Source organism: Nocardia sp. CA-135398 (assembly GCF_050955845.1).
Taxonomy (GTDB): domain Bacteria; phylum Actinomycetota; class Actinomycetes; order Mycobacteriales; family Mycobacteriaceae; genus Nocardia.
This window is the reverse complement of sequence record NZ_CP192084.1, coordinates 5,067,427-5,085,913: the sequence shown is the minus strand read 5'-3', so window position 1 is coordinate 5,085,913 and position 18,487 is coordinate 5,067,427. Positions and strand designations below refer to the sequence as shown.

Below are 18,487 nucleotides of genomic sequence, written 5' to 3'. Positions count from 1 at the left end.
CGGCCGATGCCGAACTCGTCGATGTCGACCGGGTGGCACTTGCCGAGCAGATAGCGAAAGATACCGGGCTCCACTACGGTCCGGCGTTCATCGGCGTGAATGCGGTGTGGCAGCGTGGCGACACGGTCTTTTCCGAGGCGACGCTGAATACCGACGCGGTATCGGAATCCGGTCGCCACGACCTGCATCCGGCGCTGTTGGAGCTGGTGATGCATGCAGGACTCTCGCAATCCATATTCCGTTTCGCGGAGTCCGATCCGAATACCGGTTGGCTGCTGTTCCGGTGGGGCGGTGCGCGTCTCCACCGGCCGATGCCCGCGGAAGTGACAGCCCTGCGGATCATCTCGGAGAAGACCGCCGCGGCTACGGTGTCGGTCGCGGCAGTCGATCCGGAGGGCAGGCCGATCGTATCGGTTGATTCGGTGCTGCTGCGTCCGTACGACGTCGAGGAGTTCCGGCGCGGTCTGTCCGATGATCAGGACGCCGGTCTATATCGGGTGGGCTGGAAGACCACGGCCCCGCCTCCGGTCCCAGGCTCTATGCCGGCGTCGGCCGTCCTCGCGGACACGGTGGTGCCGGGAATCGCGGCATCACACAGGTCCATTGCCGATATCGTCGCCGCGGAACATGTTCCGGAGATCGTCGTCTGGCGTCCGGCGATCGCCGGAGAGGTTGTCGACGATCCGGGTGTGGTGCGGGCACGGGTGCACAGCACACTGGCCGTGCTCGGGACATGGCTCGCCGAAGAACGCCTGTCGGATGCCTCGCTGGTAGTGGTGACCACGGGTGGTGTCGGTCTTCCCGGCGAGGACGCTGCCGTGGATGTGGCAGCCGCAGCGGTGTGGGGGTTGGTCCGCAGCGCACAGACGGAGAATCCGGGGCGGTTCATACTCCTCGACGAAGACCCGGCCGAAGCGGTGGACGCCGATCGGATCGCGGTCGTGCTGGCCTCGGGTGAGCCGCAGGTCGCGGTGCGCGACACCAGGATTCTGGTTCCCCGGCTGACCCGCACCGGCACCGAGGTTCGGAAAGACAATCCCCTGTCGCCGTGGTCGGGTGCGGGGACGGTGCTGATCACCGGTGGTACAGGTGGTCTGGGCGCGGAGTTCGCCAGGCACCTGGTCACCGAGCACGGTGTGCGCAGGCTGGTGCTGACCTCCCGGCGCGGCCCGCAGGCGCCGGGCGCGGACGAGCTGGTCGCCGAATTGGCGCGGGCCGACGCCGACGCGCGCGTCGTGGCCTGCGACGTCACCGATCGTGACGCGGTGCGGAACCTGTTGGACGCCATGGACTCCGATGGTGGGGTGACCGCCGTGGTGCATATGGCCGGGGTTGTCGACGATGGCACCCTCCAATCGCTGACCGCCGAGCAGGTGGATCGGGTGCTGGCGCCGAAGGTCGACGGAGCGTGGTACCTGGACGAGTGGACACGCGGCCGAGATCTGTCGGCATTCGTGGTGTTCTCCTCGATCGCGGGAGTGCTGGGTTCGGCCGGACAGGGCAATTACGCCGCGGCGAACGGATTCCTGGATGGCCTGGTCCGCCTGCGTCGAGCCGCGGGGTTGCCCGCCATATCGCTGGCGTGGGGACCGTGGCACTCCGGCAGCGGGATGGCCGGCGAGGTGGACGGTGCGGCGTTGGCGCGGTTGGGCCGGTGGGGGCTCGGGCAACTCGAGAATGCCAACGGTGTGCGCCTTTTCGATGCCGCTGTCGCGGTCGCGAGCGACGATGGGCGGCTGGCTCCACTGCGGTTCGACCCGAGTGTGCTGCGGCGCGTCTCGGATCCGGTGGGGATCCCCGCGGTGCTGAGCGGGTTCGTGCGGCGTCCGCTGCCGGCCGCGAGCCGGGCGGAGGCGAGTTTCGCGGCGGGTTCGGTGGGTGAGCGGTTGGCGCGGGTGCCGCACGCGCAGCGCGGCGACGTGGTGCTGGAGATGGTGTTGGGGCAGGCCGCGGCCGTGCTGGGACACGATTCGGCGGCCGATATCCGGCCCGATCAACCTTTCGACGAGATCGGTTTCGATTCGCTGGGTGCGGTGGAGTTCCGCAACCGATTGGCCAAGGTCACGGGGTTGCGGTTGGCGTCGACCCTGGTGTTCGATTATCCGACTCCCGCCGCGGTGGCGAAACACGTGCTGTCGAGGCACGAGCCGAAGACGACGGGCGGACCGGGCAAGAAGGTCGCGCGCCGAACACCGGCGGATGAGCCGATCGCGATCGTGGGCATGGGATGCCGGTTCCCGGGTGGGGTGAAATCGCCGGACGAACTGTGGGATCTGGTGGCCTCGGGGATCGATGCGACCAGTGCGTACCCATCGGACCGCGGCTGGGATCTGGACCGTTTGTTCGACGAGGATCCGGACAAACCCGGGACCGTATACGCCCGCCGCGCCGGATTCCTCGACGACGCAGCGGATTTCGACGCCGGATTCTTCGGGATCGGCCCGCGGGAAGCGACGGCGATGGACCCGCAGCAGCGGCAGTTGCTCGAGGCATCGTGGGAGGCCCTGGAGCATGCCGGGATCGATCCGGTTTCGCTGCGTGGCACCGATGCGGGGGTATTCGTGGGTGCCTGCTTCTCGGGTTATTTCAACCGGGTGACTCCCGAGTTCGAGGGCTACCGGCTCACCGGAGCCCAGGGCAGCGTGATCTCGGGCCGGCTGTCGTATGTGTTCGGCCTGGAAGGGCCGTCGGTCACCGTGGATACGGCGTGTTCGTCGTCGTTGGTGTCGCTGCATCTGGCCTGTCAGGCGCTGCGGCAGGGTGAGGCATCGCTGGCGTTGTCGGGCGGCGCGACGATCTACGCCGATCCCTATCTCTCCGTCGATTTCGCTCGGCAGCGTGGTCTATCCCCGGACGGGCGGTGCAAATCGTTTTCCGCCGCGGCCGATGGTGTCGCGTTCTCCGAGGGTGTCGGAATGCTGGTGCTGGAACGGCTGTCGGATGCCCGCCGCCTGGGGCACAACGTTCTTGCCGTGGTGCGGGGGACGGCGATCAATCAGGACGGCGCGTCGAACGGTCTGTCCGCGCCGAATGGACCGTCGCAGGAGCGGGTGATCGCGGCGGCCCTGGCCAACGCCGGGTTGCGGCCCGCCGACATCGATGCGGTGGAGGCGCACGGCACCGGGACGACACTGGGTGATCCGATGGAGGCGCAGGCATTGATCGCCGCCTACGGTCAGGATCGGCCGGGAGCGCCGCTGCGGATCGGCTCGCTGAAGTCGAATATCGGGCACACCTCGGCCGCCGCAGGCGTGGCGGGAGTGATCAAGATGGTGCAGGCGTTGCGGAACGAGACTCTGCCGATGACGTTGCACGTGGATGTGCCCAGCCCGCATGTGGATTGGTCGGCCGGCGGTGTGGAGTTGCTGACCGAGCCGCAGCTGTGGCCGCGCAACGGGCGTGTTCGCCGCGCGGGCGTGTCGTCGTTCGGTGTCAGCGGCACCAATGCGCATGCGATCCTGGAGGAAGCGCCGCCGCAACGAATCCCGGTGGCACCCAACGGAACTCCGGCAGACCTGCCGTTGCCGCTGCTGGTATCGGCCAAATCCGAGGCAGGGTTGCGGGCGCAGGCGGATCGGCTCCTGCAGTGGTTGGTGGCCGGACCCGAGCGAGAGATTGCCGATGTCGCGTACTCGCTGAGCGCCTTCCGCTCCCATATGGAATTCCGGGGCGCGGTCGTCGGGACGGGGCGCGACGAGATCCTTTCCGGTCTGGCGGATCTGGCGGCGGGCAAGGTGCCTTCCGGTGCCGTCGAGGGCGTCGCGGCGATGGGGAAGACCGCGTGGCTGTTCACGGGACAGGGTGCGCAGCGTGCGGGGATGGGTAAGGACCTCTATGCGGCGTTCCCGGTGTTCGCTCAGGTTCTGGACGAGGTGTGTGCCCAGTTCGATGCTCTCCTGACGCGTGATCCGGGAGCGGATTCCGCGCCCGGGCTGCTCGCGGTGATGTTCGATGACACCGAGGGACTGCTGCACCGCACCGAATTCACCCAGCCCGCATTGTTCGCGTTCGAGGTGGCGCTGTCGCGGTTGCTGGAGTCGTTCGGTATCGCCGCGGACATGCTCATCGGGCACTCGATCGGTGAGCTGGCCGCCGCGTATGTGGCGGGGGTGTGGTCGCTGCCCGATGCCTGCCGGCTGGTGGCTGCCCGCGGTCGGTTGATGGGAGCTCTGCCCGAGGGCGGAGCGATGCTGGCAGTGGCCATCACGGAGACCGACGCGACGGATATCGTCGCCGAATACGGCAGCAGGGTCTCGATCGCGGCGGTCAACGGCCCGTCGTCGGTGGTGCTGTCCGGAGACGCGGACGCCATCGACGCGATCGAGCGTGTACTCACCGGACGCAAGACCAACCGGTTGCGGGTGAGCCACGCATTCCATTCGGCGCGAATGGATCCCGTGCTCGCCGAGTTCCGGCTGGTGGCCGACAGTGTGACCTACCACCCGCCGAGGATCCCGATCGTGTCGAACATCAGCGGCGCCGTGGCCGGTGCCGAGGTGACCGATCCGGGTTACTGGGTCGAGCAGGTGCGCGGTTGTGTGCGGTTCGCGCCCGGGATCGCCACCGTGGCCGAGGCCGGGGTGCGGCGGTTCGTGGAGATCGGGCCGGATGCCGTGTTGTCCGCGATGGCCCGGCAGTGTCTCGCCGAGACTCCGGACGTGGAGGCCGCATCGACGGTGGTCGCGGTTGCCCGGCGTTCGGTCGGCGAGCCGTTGCAATTCGTGTCCGCATTGGCACAAGCGCATGTGGCGGGTGCCGGTGTGGATTGGACGCCGCTGTATGCGGATCGTCCGGTATCGCGGGTGCCGTTGCCCACCTATGCATTCCAGCATCGGCGGTACTGGCTGCAACCGGTTGCCGGTGCGGCGTCGCCGGGAATATCGGGTCACCCGGTGCTGACCGGTGTGGTGCAGGTCGCGGGCAAGGACGAATGGATGCTCACCGGGCGGCTCTCGCGCCGGACCCATCCGTGGCTCGCGGATCACGTGAGCTACGGCGTGATGGTCGTGTCGAGTACGACGCTGGTGGAGATGTTGTGTGCGGCGGGACCGCGGTTCGGCTGCGCCGGGGTGGACGAGCTCACGCTGGAGGCCCCGATCTTCCCGCCCGAGGACGGCGCCGACATCGATCTGCAGGTGCTTGTCGAGCAGGCCGACGAGACGGGCCGCAGGCACTGCACGGTGCACTACCGCGTCGGTGAGGGAGAGTGGGTACGCAACGCCAGCGGCGTTATGACCGGTGACCGGCCGGCGGCGGAGCCGCTGCTGGAACGTCTTCGGGCGCAGCCGTGGCCGCCGTCGGATGCGGACCCGATCGACCCGGAATGGGTGCCCGCGCATATCGAAGCCGTGTCGGGACTCGAATACGGTCCCTCCTTCCGCGGCATCGAACGCGCGTGGCAGCGTGGCGACGCCGTGTTCAGCGAGGTTGCGCTGGATCCGGCCGTCGAATCGGACGGTTTCCTGCTGCATCCGGGCCTGATCGACGTCATCGCGCATGCGGGGATGGCCCGTCTGGTGTGGCCGGAGCCCAGCTCCGACCCGAGCCGCGGCATGCTGCTGTTCCGGTGGGGCGGCGCCCGATTCCACGATGTCCGCAGGCCGGGTCCGTTGCGGGTGATCGCCGTGGCGAAAGGTGAGGACGTGCTCGCCGTGGCGGCGGTGGACGGCGACGGCAACCCGGTGGTCTCCTTCGACGAGATCGTGATGCGGCCCTATGACGTCACCCAGTTCCGCCGCCCGCTCGCCGGTGACGCCGGGGTGTACGAAATGGAATGGGCGGAGGTTCACCCCGCACCCGACGTGCCGGCGCCCGACGAGGTCATCGCACTGGGGTCGGCGTCGATTGCCGGTGTGCGGGAACGCTATCCGGACCTCGACAGTCTGACATCGGATCGTGCGATGCCCGCTGTGCTGGTGTGGTCGGACGCGGCAGCGCGAAACGACGATGTCACCGTCGCCGCACATGAGCGGGCCCGGTCGGCACTACACCTGATGCAGGGGTGGCTGGACAAGGATCCGTCGGAGCGGTCGCGGTTGGTCGTCGTCACCCACAACGGCCTCGGGCTGCCCGGCGAGGCACCGGATCTCGCGGCGGCCACGGTGGCGGGCCTGGTTCGCAGTGCGCAGTCCGAGTATCCCGGCCGGATCGTCTTGCTCGACCGGCAGTCCACGTCCGTTCCGCTGTCGGTCGACACCGTGTTGTCGGCACTGGCGGCCGATGAGCCGCAGGTGGCCGTTCGCGCGGACAGGATGCTGGTGCCGCGGCTGCGGCACTCGGAGGTGATCGCCGGCGCGAGACCGGCATTCGGCTCCGGCACCGTGCTGATCACCGGGGGTACCGGTGGTCTGGGCGCGATGGTGGCCCGTCACCTGGTTGCCGAGCACGGTGTCCGGCACCTGCTCCTGGTGTCCCGCAGTGGCGAGCGAGCCACAGGCGCAACGGAATTGGCTGCGCACCTGTGCGAGCTCGGAGCGAACGCGCGCATCGCGGCCTGCGATGTCGCGGACCGGTCCGCGTTGCGGGCACTGCTCGAATCGATACCGGCCGAACAGCCGTTGACGGCCGTGGTTCATACCGCGGGTGTGCTCGACGATGCGACGATCGCGACGCTCACCGTCGAACAGCTGGACCGCGTGCTCGCGCCGAAGGTCGACGCGGCATGGAATCTGCACGAGTCGACGCGGAACGCTGATCTCTCGGCCTTCGTGCTGTTCTCGTCGATGGCCGCTGTCATCGGCGCTGCGGGACAGGCCAATTATGTTGCCGCCAACAGCTTCCTGGACGCGTTGGCCGCGCGGCGCAGCGCCGAAGGGCTGCCCGCTGTGGCGCTGGCCTGGGGTCTGTGGGAGCCCACCGCGGCCGGATCGGGCGGTATGGGCGGCACCCTGGATCACGTGGGTGCCGCACGCATGGCCCGCCTCGGCGTGCATCCGCTGGCGACGGCGGACGGCCTTCGGCTGTTCGATACCGCCGTGGGGATCGGATCGACCCCGGCGGGCGTATCCGCGCTCATGCCGTTCCGTCTCGACGTCAATGCCCTTCGGCGGGAAGCACATATGGCAACGGTTCCCCCGGTCCTGCGAAAAATCGCCCTGCCTTCTCGGTCCGCCGCCGCGGAGGAAAGGCCATCGCAGGGTCTGGCACTGGATCGGCTACCGGAGGCCAAGCGGGGTCGCGCGGTTCTGGACCTGGTCCTCGAGCAGGCGGCCGCGGTACTGGGGCATTCCTCGGCGGGGGATATTCGGGCCGACAAGGGATTCGACGAGCTCGGCTTCGATTCGCTGGCCGGTGTGGATATGCGCAACCGGTTGTCGAAGAGCACCGGTCTGCGGTTGTCCTCGACGGTGGTGTTCGACTACCCGACCCCGGTCGAACTGTCCCGATATCTGCACGAACAGCTGATCTCGGCGTCACCTGCGGCCCCACCGGCCGCCGTTTCCGCACCCGTCGATATCGCCCGGCTGGAGGCGATGGTCGAACAGGCTCTCGCTGCGGCCGGTGACGACCCCGCTGCCGCTACCGCACTGCTCGGTATCGGCGACCGCCTCCGGTCGCACTTCGGCGATCGATGGCAGGACGAGGAATTCGACGATGACCTTGCCGAGCATTCCGGCAGCGAACTATTGGATCTGCTTGACGAGGAGTTCGGTCGATCATGAGCAATGAGGAACGGCTCACCCAGTCCCTGCGGCGATTCGCCAGGGACCTGCGCGCCGCCAACAAGCGCATCCAGGACCTCGAGGAGCGTGCGCGGGAACCGATCGCGATCGTCGGGATGAGCTGCCGCTATCCCGGCGGCGTCGAATCGCCCGCGCAACTGTGGGACCTGGTGGCCTCCGGCGTCGACGCCATCGGCGAGTTCCCGACCGACCGGGGCTGGGATCTGGAGAAACTCTACAATCCGGATCCGGACGTTCCCGGCACGACCAATACCCGTGAAGGCGGATTCCTGTACTCGGCAGGCGATTTCGACGCGGGATTCTTCGGGATCGGCCCGCGGGAAGCCGCGATGATGGATCCCCAGCAGCGCTTGGCGCTGGAGGCATCCTGGGAAGCGCTGGAGTACGCGGGCCTCGACCCGATGTCGCTGCGCGGCAGCGATACCGGTGTCTTCACCGGCGTTTTCCACCAGTACTACGGACCTCGGGTCGGCTCCCCGACACTGACCGCCGAGGCGGAAGGCCACGCCTATCTCGGTGCGGGAAATTCCGTCGTATCCGGCCGGGTCGCTTACACATTCGGCTTCAAGGGGCCCACGATGTCGATCGACACCGTGTGCTCGTCGTCGCTGGTGGCCCTGCATCTCGCGTGCCAGGCGCTGCGCAACGGCGAAACATCGCTGGCCCTGGCGGGCGGTGTCACGGTGATGTCGGATCCGTCCCATCTGATCGCATTCGCCCGCCAGCACGGGCTCGCCACCGATGCCCGGTGCAAGGCATTCGCGGCCGCCGCGGACGGGACCGGATTTTCCGAAGGTATCGGCATGCTGGTCGTCGAACGCCTGTCGGATGCGCAACGCCTGGGGCACAACGTCTTGGCGGTCATTCGCGGCAGCGCGCTCAATCAGGACGGCGCGAGTAAGGGGCTGACCGCACCGAACGGCCCGTCGCAGGAGCGTGTCATCGCACAGGCATTGGCCAATGCCGGACTGGAACCCGGCGACATCGACGCGGTGGAGGCGCACGGGACCGGCACGATGCTCGGGGATCCGATCGAAGCGCGCGCGCTGATCGGCGTCTACGGCGCGCGGCGTGAACACGAGCCGTTATATGTGGGTTCGCTCAAGTCGAATATCGGTCACACGTCCGCCGCGGCGGGGGTGGGCGGTGTGATCAAGATGGTTCAGGCGATGCGGCACGAGATGTTGCCGATGACATTGCATGTGGATGCGCCTACGCCACACGTGGATTGGTCGGCGGGCACTGTGCGCCTGCTGACCGAGGCGCAGCCGTGGCCCGCGGGTGAGCGGGTGCGCCGTGCGGGTGTCTCGTCCTTCGGGGCCAGCGGCACCAACGCGCACGTGATCATCGAGGAGGCTCCCGCCGAACCGGTCGCCGGGGCTGCTCCGGAACAGGTAGCGGCCGAAACGACTACGCCGAATACGAACTCCGATGTCGTCGCGTGGCTCCTGTCGGCGACATCCGAACCCGGCCTGCGCGCGCAGGCGGATCGGCTGTGGCAGTGGTTAATCGGTGAACCCGATGCGGATGTATGGGATGTGGCCCATTCGCTGATCACGTCGCGGGCGCTGTTGGACCGGCGCGGAGCGATCGTGGGCCGTGACCGGGAGGCACTGCTGGCGGGACTTGCGGCCCTTGCCGACGGTGCCTCGTCGGAGGGCGTGGTCGATGGCGTCGTGGGCGCGGGACGCACGGCGTTCCTGTTCACCGGCCAGGGCGCGCAGCAACCCGGAATGGGCCGGGAACTGTATGCGGCGTTCCCCGTGTTCGCGGCCGCGCTGGACGAGGTATGCGCCGAACTCGACCCGTTGCTGGGACGAGCGCTGAAGGACGTGATGTTCGCCGCCGACGGTGATGCCGGTGCGGCCCTGCTGAATCGGACGGAATTCACTCAGCCCGCGTTGTTCGCGTACGAGGTGGCGGCCTACCGGCTGGTCGAATCGTTCGGTGTGACACCGGATGTGCTGCTGGGGCACTCCATCGGCGAGCTGGTGGCGGCGTATGTGGCGGGGGTGTGGTCGCTGGCGGACGCGTGCGCGCTGGTGGCGGCGCGGGGGCGACTGATGGGCGCCCTGCCCGGCGGCGGTGCGATGCTGGCGGCGGCTGTCACCGAAGATGAGGCGATCGAGCTGGTGGCCGGATACGCCGATCGGCTGTCGGTCGCCGCGGTGAATGGACCGGCGGCCGTGGTGCTGTCCGGCGACGCGGAGGCGGTCGACGACGTCCAACGGCTGCTCGCCGAGCGGGGTCGCCAGACCAGCAGGCTGCGGGTCAGCCACGCCTTCCATTCCGCCCGGATGGATCCGATGCTCGACGAATTCCGCTCGGTGGCAGCTGGATTGACCTATCATCAGCCGACCGTTCCGGTGGTGGCGAACGTGACCGGCGCTGTGGTGGAGCGGGAGCTGACCGATCCGGAGTATTGGGTGCGCCAGGTCCGTGCGGCCGTGCGGTTCGAGCCCGGCGTGCACGCGCTGGCCGCGACCGGGGCCCGTCGGTTCCTGGAGGTCGGCCCGGACGCCGTCCTGGCCGCGATGACACGGCAATGCCTTGCCGAGGAACCCGGGACCGAGGGACGGACCGTGGTGGCCGCTGCCGCCCGGCGTGGTTGTGCGGAAGTCGCGCAGTTCACCACATTCCTGGCCGCCGCGCACGCCGCGGGACTGGACGTGGACTGGAGCCCCTTGTTCGCGGGCCGGCGATCGCGTCGAATTCCCTTGCCGACCTATGCATTCCAGCATCAGCGCCATTGGATCGCACCCACCGCCGTGCGGGGCGATGTCGGCCGCGCCGGTGTGACGGTGGTCGACCACCCCATGCTCGGCGGGTCGATCGTGGTGGCGGGCAGGGACGAATGGCTGTTCACCGGTCGGCTGTCGGTGCCGTCGCATCCGTGGATCGCCGATCACACCGTCTTCGGCGAGATTCTGCTCCCGGGAACAGGTTTCGTGGAGCTGGCCTTGGCGGTCGGCGCTCGGCTGGGTGTCGAGGTCGTCGACGAGCTGGTGCTGGAGGCGCCGCTGCGTTTCGGCGAGCGGACCGAGGTCGACGTGCAGATCGCGGTCGAAGAACCCGATAACGAGGGGCGCAGGCGATTCGTCGTGGCGTCCCGGATCGTCGGCGAACAATCGGCGGGCGCGAGTGGAACAACCCATGCGCGTGGCATTCTCGCCCCCGGCGGGGAAATACAGGGTCCGGCCTACGAGGTCGACGACAACCCGGAGGACGACGCGATCCCCGGCGACGTCCTCTACGACGGGCTGGCCGCGCGCGGATTCGATTATGGCTCCGCATTCCAGGGGGCGCGCCGCGTCTGGCGCGATGGCGGCGGTGCCATGGTGGCCGATGTGCGGTTGCCCGCCGAAGTCGGCGTGGACGGTGGCCGATTCGGGATCCATCCCGCGCTGCTCGACGCCGCGTTGCATGCCGGGGTGCAGGATCTGGCCGCGGATCTGCCGCCCGGACAGGTGCCGCTGCCGTTCTCGTTCGGCGGCGTCCGGTTGTATCGCCCGGGGGCGACCGCCGCACAGGTACGCATCCGTCGCGTCGGCGACAGTATGCGGCTGGAACTGGGTGACGACACGGGCGCTCCGGTACTGACCGTCGAATCGCTGCGGGCGCGCCCGGTGAACAGCCAGGCGCTGCGCGGTGATCGATCGATTGCCGACCGCGGGCTCTACGACGTGCAATGGAGTCGAGTCGGCACCGGCGATGCGTCCCATGAAGTGGACGGCCTGTTGATCGCCGGGGTGGCCCTGCCCGGATTCGCACGGACCTACCCGGACCTGGCTGCCGAGACCGGCGACACCGGCGACGCTCCGGATGTGCTGGTGTGGTTCGCCGATGGTCCCGACCGCCGCGCTGCGGACAGCGAGGTCGGTTCCCGGTCGGCGGCGGCCATCGTGCGAGATCGCGTGCATGCGGTGCTGGCCTCGGTGCGCTCCTGGCTGCGCCTGCCCACTGCCGACGCCCGACTCGTTGTGGTGACGCGCAATGGTGCGGGGTTGCCCGGCGAAGACCCTGATTTGGCCGCCGCCGCCGTCTGGGGTCTGCTCCGGAGCGCGCAGTCGGAGAATCCCGGCCGGATCGTGCTGCTGGACATCGACGATGACAGCGCGGTGACCCCGGAACTGATCTCGGCGGCCATGGCCACCGACGAGAAGCAGCTGGCGCTGCGCGCGGGTGCGCTGCTGGCGCCGCGGCTGACCCGCCGCGATCAGGCCGCCGCGCGGACCATCGATCTCGGCCCGGGTGCGGTGCTGATCACCGGTGGCACCGGCGGGCTGGGCGCGCTGGTGGCGCGGCATCTGGCCGGCAGGCACGGGGTGCGCGAACTGGTGCTGGTGTCGCGGCGCGGCGAGCGGGCCGAGGGTGTCGCCGAACTGGTAGCCGAACTGGCCGAACTCGGGGCCCGGACCCGGGTGGCGGCCTGTGATGTGAGCGATCGCGCCGCCGTGGCAGCGCTGCTCGACGACATCTCCGACGGCCCCGCGCCGACCGCGATCATCCACGCCGCCGGCGTGCTGGCCGACGGCACCGTCGACACCCTCACCGCCGAGCAGGTCGACCGCGTGCTCGCACCGAAAGTCGATGCGGCACTGCATCTGCACGAGCTCACCTCCGGTCTGTCGGCGTTCGTCCTGTTCTCCTCCGTTGCCGCGGTGGTCGGATCGTCGGGACAAGGCAACTATGCGGCGGCCAATTCGGTACTGGACGCATTGGCGCTCCGCCGCGTCAATGCGGGCCTGCCGGCGGTGTCGGTGGCCTGGGGGCCATGGGGCGGGCGCAGCGGAATGGCGGCCGAGCTGACCGATGCGGACCGGGATCGGTTGTCGCGCATGGGTTCTCGCCCGCTGTCGGAATCCGACGGTCTCGAATTGTTCGATCTGGCCGGTGGCGCCGGCGCTCCGTTCGTCGCCGCGGTCGACCTGGACACGGCGGCATTGGCCGTCGCTGCCGGGTCGGGCATGCTGCCATCGATGTTGCGGTCGCTGGTACCGTCCGCGCGCCGCGCGGCCGGAGGTGGCGACCTGGCGCGGCGGCTGGCGTCGCTGGCACCGGATGCTCGCGACGCGGCGGTACTCGAATTCGTCCGTGGCCAGGTCGCCGCAGTGCTGGGATACGCCGCGGGTGATCTGGTCGATATCGAGAAGCCTTTCAGCGCAATGGGTATCGATTCGCTGGGCGCGGTCGAGTTCCGCAACCGGCTCACCACGACCACCGGCCTGCGGTTGCCGTCCACCCTCGTCTTCGATCACCCCACCACCCGGGCGGTGGCCGCCTTCATCGGGTCCCGGATGGGGGACTCGTCCACGCCGAAGCAGCGCAAGACCACGCGCCGGGTGCGAGCCGACGAGCCGATCGCGATCGTCGGAATGGCGTGCCGCTATCCCGGCGGCGTCGAATCCGCGGACGACCTGTGGGATCTGGTGTTCTCCGGCGCGGACGCCATCAGCGAGTTTCCGCCGGATCGCGGTTGGGACACGGCCCAGTTGTTCCATCCGGACCCCGACCATCCCGGCACGTCCTACGCCCGTGAGGGCGGCTTCCTGATGAACGCGGCCGAATTCGACGCGGGCTTCTTCGGAATCGGCCCGCGTGAGGCGATCGCGATGGATCCCCAGCAGCGGTTGCTGCTCGAGGTGTCGTGGGAGGCATTGGAACATGCGGGGATCGCCCCGACCTCGTTGCGGGGCAGCGACACCGGTGTCTACACCGGCGTGATGTACCAGGACTACGACGCCCTGACCCGCCTGGGTGGGCCTGAGGTGGAAGGCTATGTCGCCACCGGCGCCGCGAGCAGTGTGGTGTCCGGCCGGGTCGCCTATTCGCTGGGGCTGGAAGGTCCGGCGATGACGGTGGATACGGCGTGCTCGTCATCGCTGGTGGCACTGCATCTGGCGTGCCGGGCTCTGCGCGAGGGGGAAAGCTCCCTCGCGCTGGTGGGCGGTGCCACGGTGATGGCCACTCCGACGGTGTTCGTGGAGTTCTCCCGGCAGCGCGGTCTGGCTCCCGATGGCCGGTCCAAAGCGTTCTCGGCAGCCGCCGATGGTGTGGCCTGGTCGGAGGGCGCGGGCGTGCTGGTGCTGGAACGACTGTCGGATGCGCGGCGGCTGGGGCACAACATCCTCGCGGTGGTCCGTGGCAGCGCTGTCAATCAGGACGGCGCGAGCAATGGCCTGACAGCGCCGAGCGGTCCGTCGCAGGAGCGCGTGATCGCGGCGGCGCTGGCCGATGCCGGTGTGCGTGCGCAGGACGTGGACGTGGTGGAGGCGCACGGGACGGGGACGGCATTGGGCGACCCCATCGAGGCACAGGCATTGATCGCCGCCTACGGACAGGAGCGGTCGGACCGGCCGTTGCGTATCGGCGCACTCAAGTCGAATATCGGCCATACACAGGCGGCCGCGGGTGTGGGCGGTGTGATCAAGGTGGTGCAGGCGCTGCGGCATCAGGTGTTGCCGAAGACACTGCATGTGGACGCCTTGTCGCCGCATGTGGATTGGTCGGCTGGGTCGGTGCGGGTGTTGACCGAGCCCGAGCCGTGGCTGACCGGCGACCGGGTGCGGCGCGCGGGCGTCTCGTCGTTCGGGATCAGCGGAACCAACGCACATGTCATTGTCGAGGAAGCGCCGGATGCGCCGTCACCGGCCGGCCTATCGGAGCACGGCGGTGATCCCGATGTGCGGCAAAGCCCTTCGGTCGCCGATGTTTCCGTGGTGCCGCTGATGCTGTCGGCGAAGTCGGAGCAGGGACTGCGGGGACAGGCGGACCGGTTGCGGACATGGTTGGCCGACCGCCCGGATATCGATCTGTGGTCGGTAGCACGCTCGTTGGTGGACACGCGCGCACGGCTCGAGCGGCGTGGCGCCGTTGTCGGGCGCGATCGGGAGGAGTTGCTCGCGGGCCTGGCCGCGCTGGCATCGGGTTCGCCGCTGCCGGGGGTGGTCGACGGCATGGCGGGTTCGGGGAGAACCGCATTCCTGTTCACCGGTCAGGGAGCGCAGCGGACAGGGATGGGTTCGGGCCTGTATCAGGCGTTTCCGATGTTCGCGGCCGCGCTGGACGAGGTGTGCGCCGAGTTCGACAGCCGGCTCGGTGGGTCGCTGAAGGACGTCATGTTCGCCGATCCGGGGCAGATGCTGGATCGGACGGAGTTCACCCAACCGGCGTTGTTCGCGTTCGAGGTGGCCATGTTCCGGCTGCTGGAATCGTTCGACCTGTCGCCGGATGTCGTTGCGGGACATTCGATCGGTGAACTGGCGGCGGCGTTCGTGGCGGGCGTGTGGTCGCTCGAGGACGCATGCGCGCTGGTGGCGGCGCGGGGCCGGTTGATGGGTGCGTTGCCGGCCGACGGGGCGATGCTGGCGGTGGCCGTGCCGGAGGACGAGGCGATGCGCGTGCTCGGCGAATTCGGCGACCACGTGTCGCTGGCGGCCGTGAATGGTCCGGAATCGGTGGTGCTGTCAGGGGACGCGGATGTGATCGAGGAGATCGCGCGGCGGCTGTCGGAAGAGGGGAGAAAGACCACTCGGTTGCGGGTCTCGCATGCGTTCCATTCGGCGTCGATGGAGCCCATGCTGGACGAATTCCGTGCTGTGGCACAGGGTTTGACGTATCGGGAGCCGTTGTTGCCGATCGTGTCGAATGTGTCGGGCACGCAGGTGAGTGCGCAGGTGTGCGATCCGGAGTACTGGGTCGCGCAGGTTCGTGGTTGCGTGCGATTCGCTCCCGGTGTGGACACCCTGGTCGGTGCCGGTGTGCGCAGGTTCGTGGAGGTCGGCCCGGACGCGGTGCTCGTTGCGATGACCGCCGAGTGTTTGGCCGAGCATCCGCGAGCGGAGACGAAGTCGATGCTGGTGGCGGCGTCGTCGCGTCGGACGATCGACGAGACGGTCGGGTTCGTCACTCTCCTCGCGCAAGCGCACGCGGCGGGGCTGGAGCCGGATATGCCGCTGGTGTTCGCCGGGCGTGGCATGGATCGGGTGGCATTGCCGACCTACGCGTTCCAGCATCGGCGCTATTGGGTGCAGCCACAGGCAGGAGTCATGACCGGAACATTCGGGCATCCGCTGTTGGCGAATGCGGTGCCGGTAGCGGGCAGGGACGAGTGGTTGTACACCGGGCGGTTGTCGCTGCGGACGCATCCGTGGATCGCCGACCACACGGTATTCGGTTCGGTGTTGTTGCCTGGGACGGCGTTCGCGGAATTGGCGTTGAGCGCGGGCGTACGACTACGGGTGGACGTCATCGAGGAACTGCTACTCGAATCCCCACTGGTACTGGCCGACGGTATCGAGGTCGATCTGCAGTTGAGTGTCGCCGCACCCGATGAGGAGGGACGGCGCGCCTTCGCGATCTACTCCCGCCCCGCCGCCGAGGGGGACTCGGCCGCGGAGCATCCGTGGGTGCTGCACGCGAGGGGTGTGCTGACCGCTGCCGCCGGCGTCGCCCCGGTGTGGGACGAGCGGAGCTGGCCCCCGGCCGGTGCGGTGCCGTCGAGCGATGCGTCCTTCTACGATCGATTGGCGCAGCGCGGTTTCGAGTACGGCCCGGTATTCCAGGGTGTGACCGCGGTGTGGGCTCGCGGCGAGCAGACCTTCGCCGAAGTCTCACTCGACGACTCGGTGAGCGGTTCGGCCTCGGCGTTCGCCGTGCATCCGGCATTGCTCGACGCCTGTCTGCACGTGGCGATCGACGGCCTGTCCGACGACCTGGCCGCCGGGCAGGTGCCGTTGCCGTTCTCGTTCGCGGGAGTGCGGCTGTGGCGTTCCGGTGCCGGGGCGGTGCGTGTGCGGGTGGTCCGCGACGGCAGCGGGCAGATCGGAATGGTCGTCGTCGACGACACCGGTTCGGTCGTGCTGACAATCGATGCCGTGACCGCGCGCCCGGTCGATGTCCGGGCCTTGACCGCGAGCTCGGCTCGTCGTGCGGCGCCGCTGCACCTGCGATGGGTTCGCGCGGATCGGGCTGCCGCCACCACCGCCGCCGTCATGGCTACAGTCGGGTCGGGGAGGGTGTCCGGGATCGACCGGCATTATCGTGACATCGCGGAATTGGCTGCGGCCGAGGAGATTCCGGATCTGGCCGTCTACTCGCTCGCCGACGGGGTCGCTACCGCGTCCTCCGGCGCACGTGCCGCCGAGGTGCGGGCTTCGGTTCACACGGTCTGGACGATGCTGCGGTCGTGGTTATCGAACGAGCGGCTGGCCGACGCTCGTCTGGTGGTGGTGACCCGCGGTGCGACGGCCGTGGCGGACGAGCCGGTCGATGTGGCCGCCGCCGCGGTGGCAGGCATGGTCCGCACCGCACAGTCCGAACATCCCGGCCGGATCGCGCTACTCGATCACGACGGCATGGTGGACGCCGATGTCGTGCGCACTGCCGTCGAATCGGGTCGGGGGCAGACAACGGTCCGCGACTCGCAGATGTTCGTACCGCGACTGTCCGGCGGTGCGGTCACCGACGAACCGCAGTCGCTCGACCGGGGTGCGATGTTCGGGCACGGCACGGTATTGATCACCGGCGGCACCAGTGGTCTGGGTGCGGTCCTGGCCAGGCATCTGGTGGTGACGCACGGTGTCGAGCACCTGCTGCTGGTGTCGCGCCGGGGTGAAGCGGCCCCGGGCGTCGCGGACCTGGTGGCCGAATTGACCGCCCTGGGAGCCGAAACGCGTGTTGCCGCATGCGATGTCGGTGATCGCGCCGATGTCGCTGCGGTGCTCGATTCGATCGCGCCCGAACATCGATTGACGGCGGTGATTCATTCCGCGGGTGTGGTCGACGACGCCACGCTCGAGAAACTGACCGCCGGGCAGATCGACCGTGTACTCGCGCCCAAGGTCGACGGTGCCCTGCACCTGGACGAGCTGACCCGGGGACACGACCTGTCGGCCTTCATCATGTTCTCCTCCGTCGCATCGACATTCGGTGCACCCGGACAGGGCAACTACGCGGCGGCGAACTCGTTCCTCGACGGACTCGCACTCGCCCGCCGCGCCCAGATGCTGCCCGCGCTCTCGCTGGCGTGGGGACCGTGGAACCAAGACGTCGGTATGACCGGCGCGATGGACCGAGCCGCGCTGACGCGGTGGGAACGACTGGGCATCAAGGTGCTCGGTATCGACGACGGGACCGCACTGTTCGACGCCGCGATCGCCTCGAACGAACCGGTGGCCGCCTGTGTCGAATTCGACAGGGCGGCACTGGCGGCGCATGCCCGGACCGGGCTGTTGCCCGAGGTGCTCGAGAGCCTGGTACCCGCTCGAGCGCGTCGAGTACCGGGCGGCAGCACCGGCGGGTTCGCCGCACGGGTGGCCGCCACGCCGGAGGATCAGCGAGATGAGCTGATACTCGAATTCGTGCGGGAACTCGCCGCGGCGGTTCTCGGACATCCGTCGGCCGCGGCCGTCGATCCCGAAATCCCGTTCAACGAACTGGGATTCGATTCGCTCGGGGGTGTCGAGCTGCGGAACCGGCTCGCCGAGGAGACAGCGATGAAACTACCGTCGACCCTGGTGTTCGATTACCCGACCGCCGCCGCGGTAGCGAAGCTGCTGTGGTCGCGGTGGGCGGCCACATCGACCACATCGGCGGTCGACGACCAGATCGACTCGCTGCAATCGCTGTTCGCGACCATGACGTCGGATCGGGACAAGGCACGTCTGGCCGAGCGGATCCGCTCGCTGCTGGCCGAAGCACTCCACGACGGCGAATCCTCGGCCGGAAGCGATCGCGCCGCCGTCGAGGCGGCCAGTGCCGACGAACTCTTCGCACTCATCGACCAGCAGATTTCGACTCAGTGA

2 protein-coding genes (1 of these 2 cut by a window edge) are annotated in these 18,487 nt (G+C 68.8%); both read left to right on the top strand.

All coding sequences use genetic code 11. The annotated features are described in order from the left end of the window. Positions 1–7,661, top strand: partial view of a type I polyketide synthase gene (locus ACQP1T_RS22235; RefSeq protein WP_433754964.1) — the 3' portion only. 3,202 nt of this gene lie to the left of the window's left edge; the window shows 7,661 of its 10,863 coding nt (coding positions 3,203–10,863); its start codon lies off the left edge, out of view; it ends in the stop codon at positions 7,659–7,661. Next, positions 7,658–18,487 (top strand): type I polyketide synthase, encoded by a 10,830-nt coding sequence (locus tag ACQP1T_RS22230; RefSeq protein ID WP_433754963.1) that lies wholly within the window; start codon positions 7,658–7,660, stop codon positions 18,485–18,487. The genes ACQP1T_RS22235 and ACQP1T_RS22230 overlap by 4 nt, the downstream gene beginning before the upstream one ends.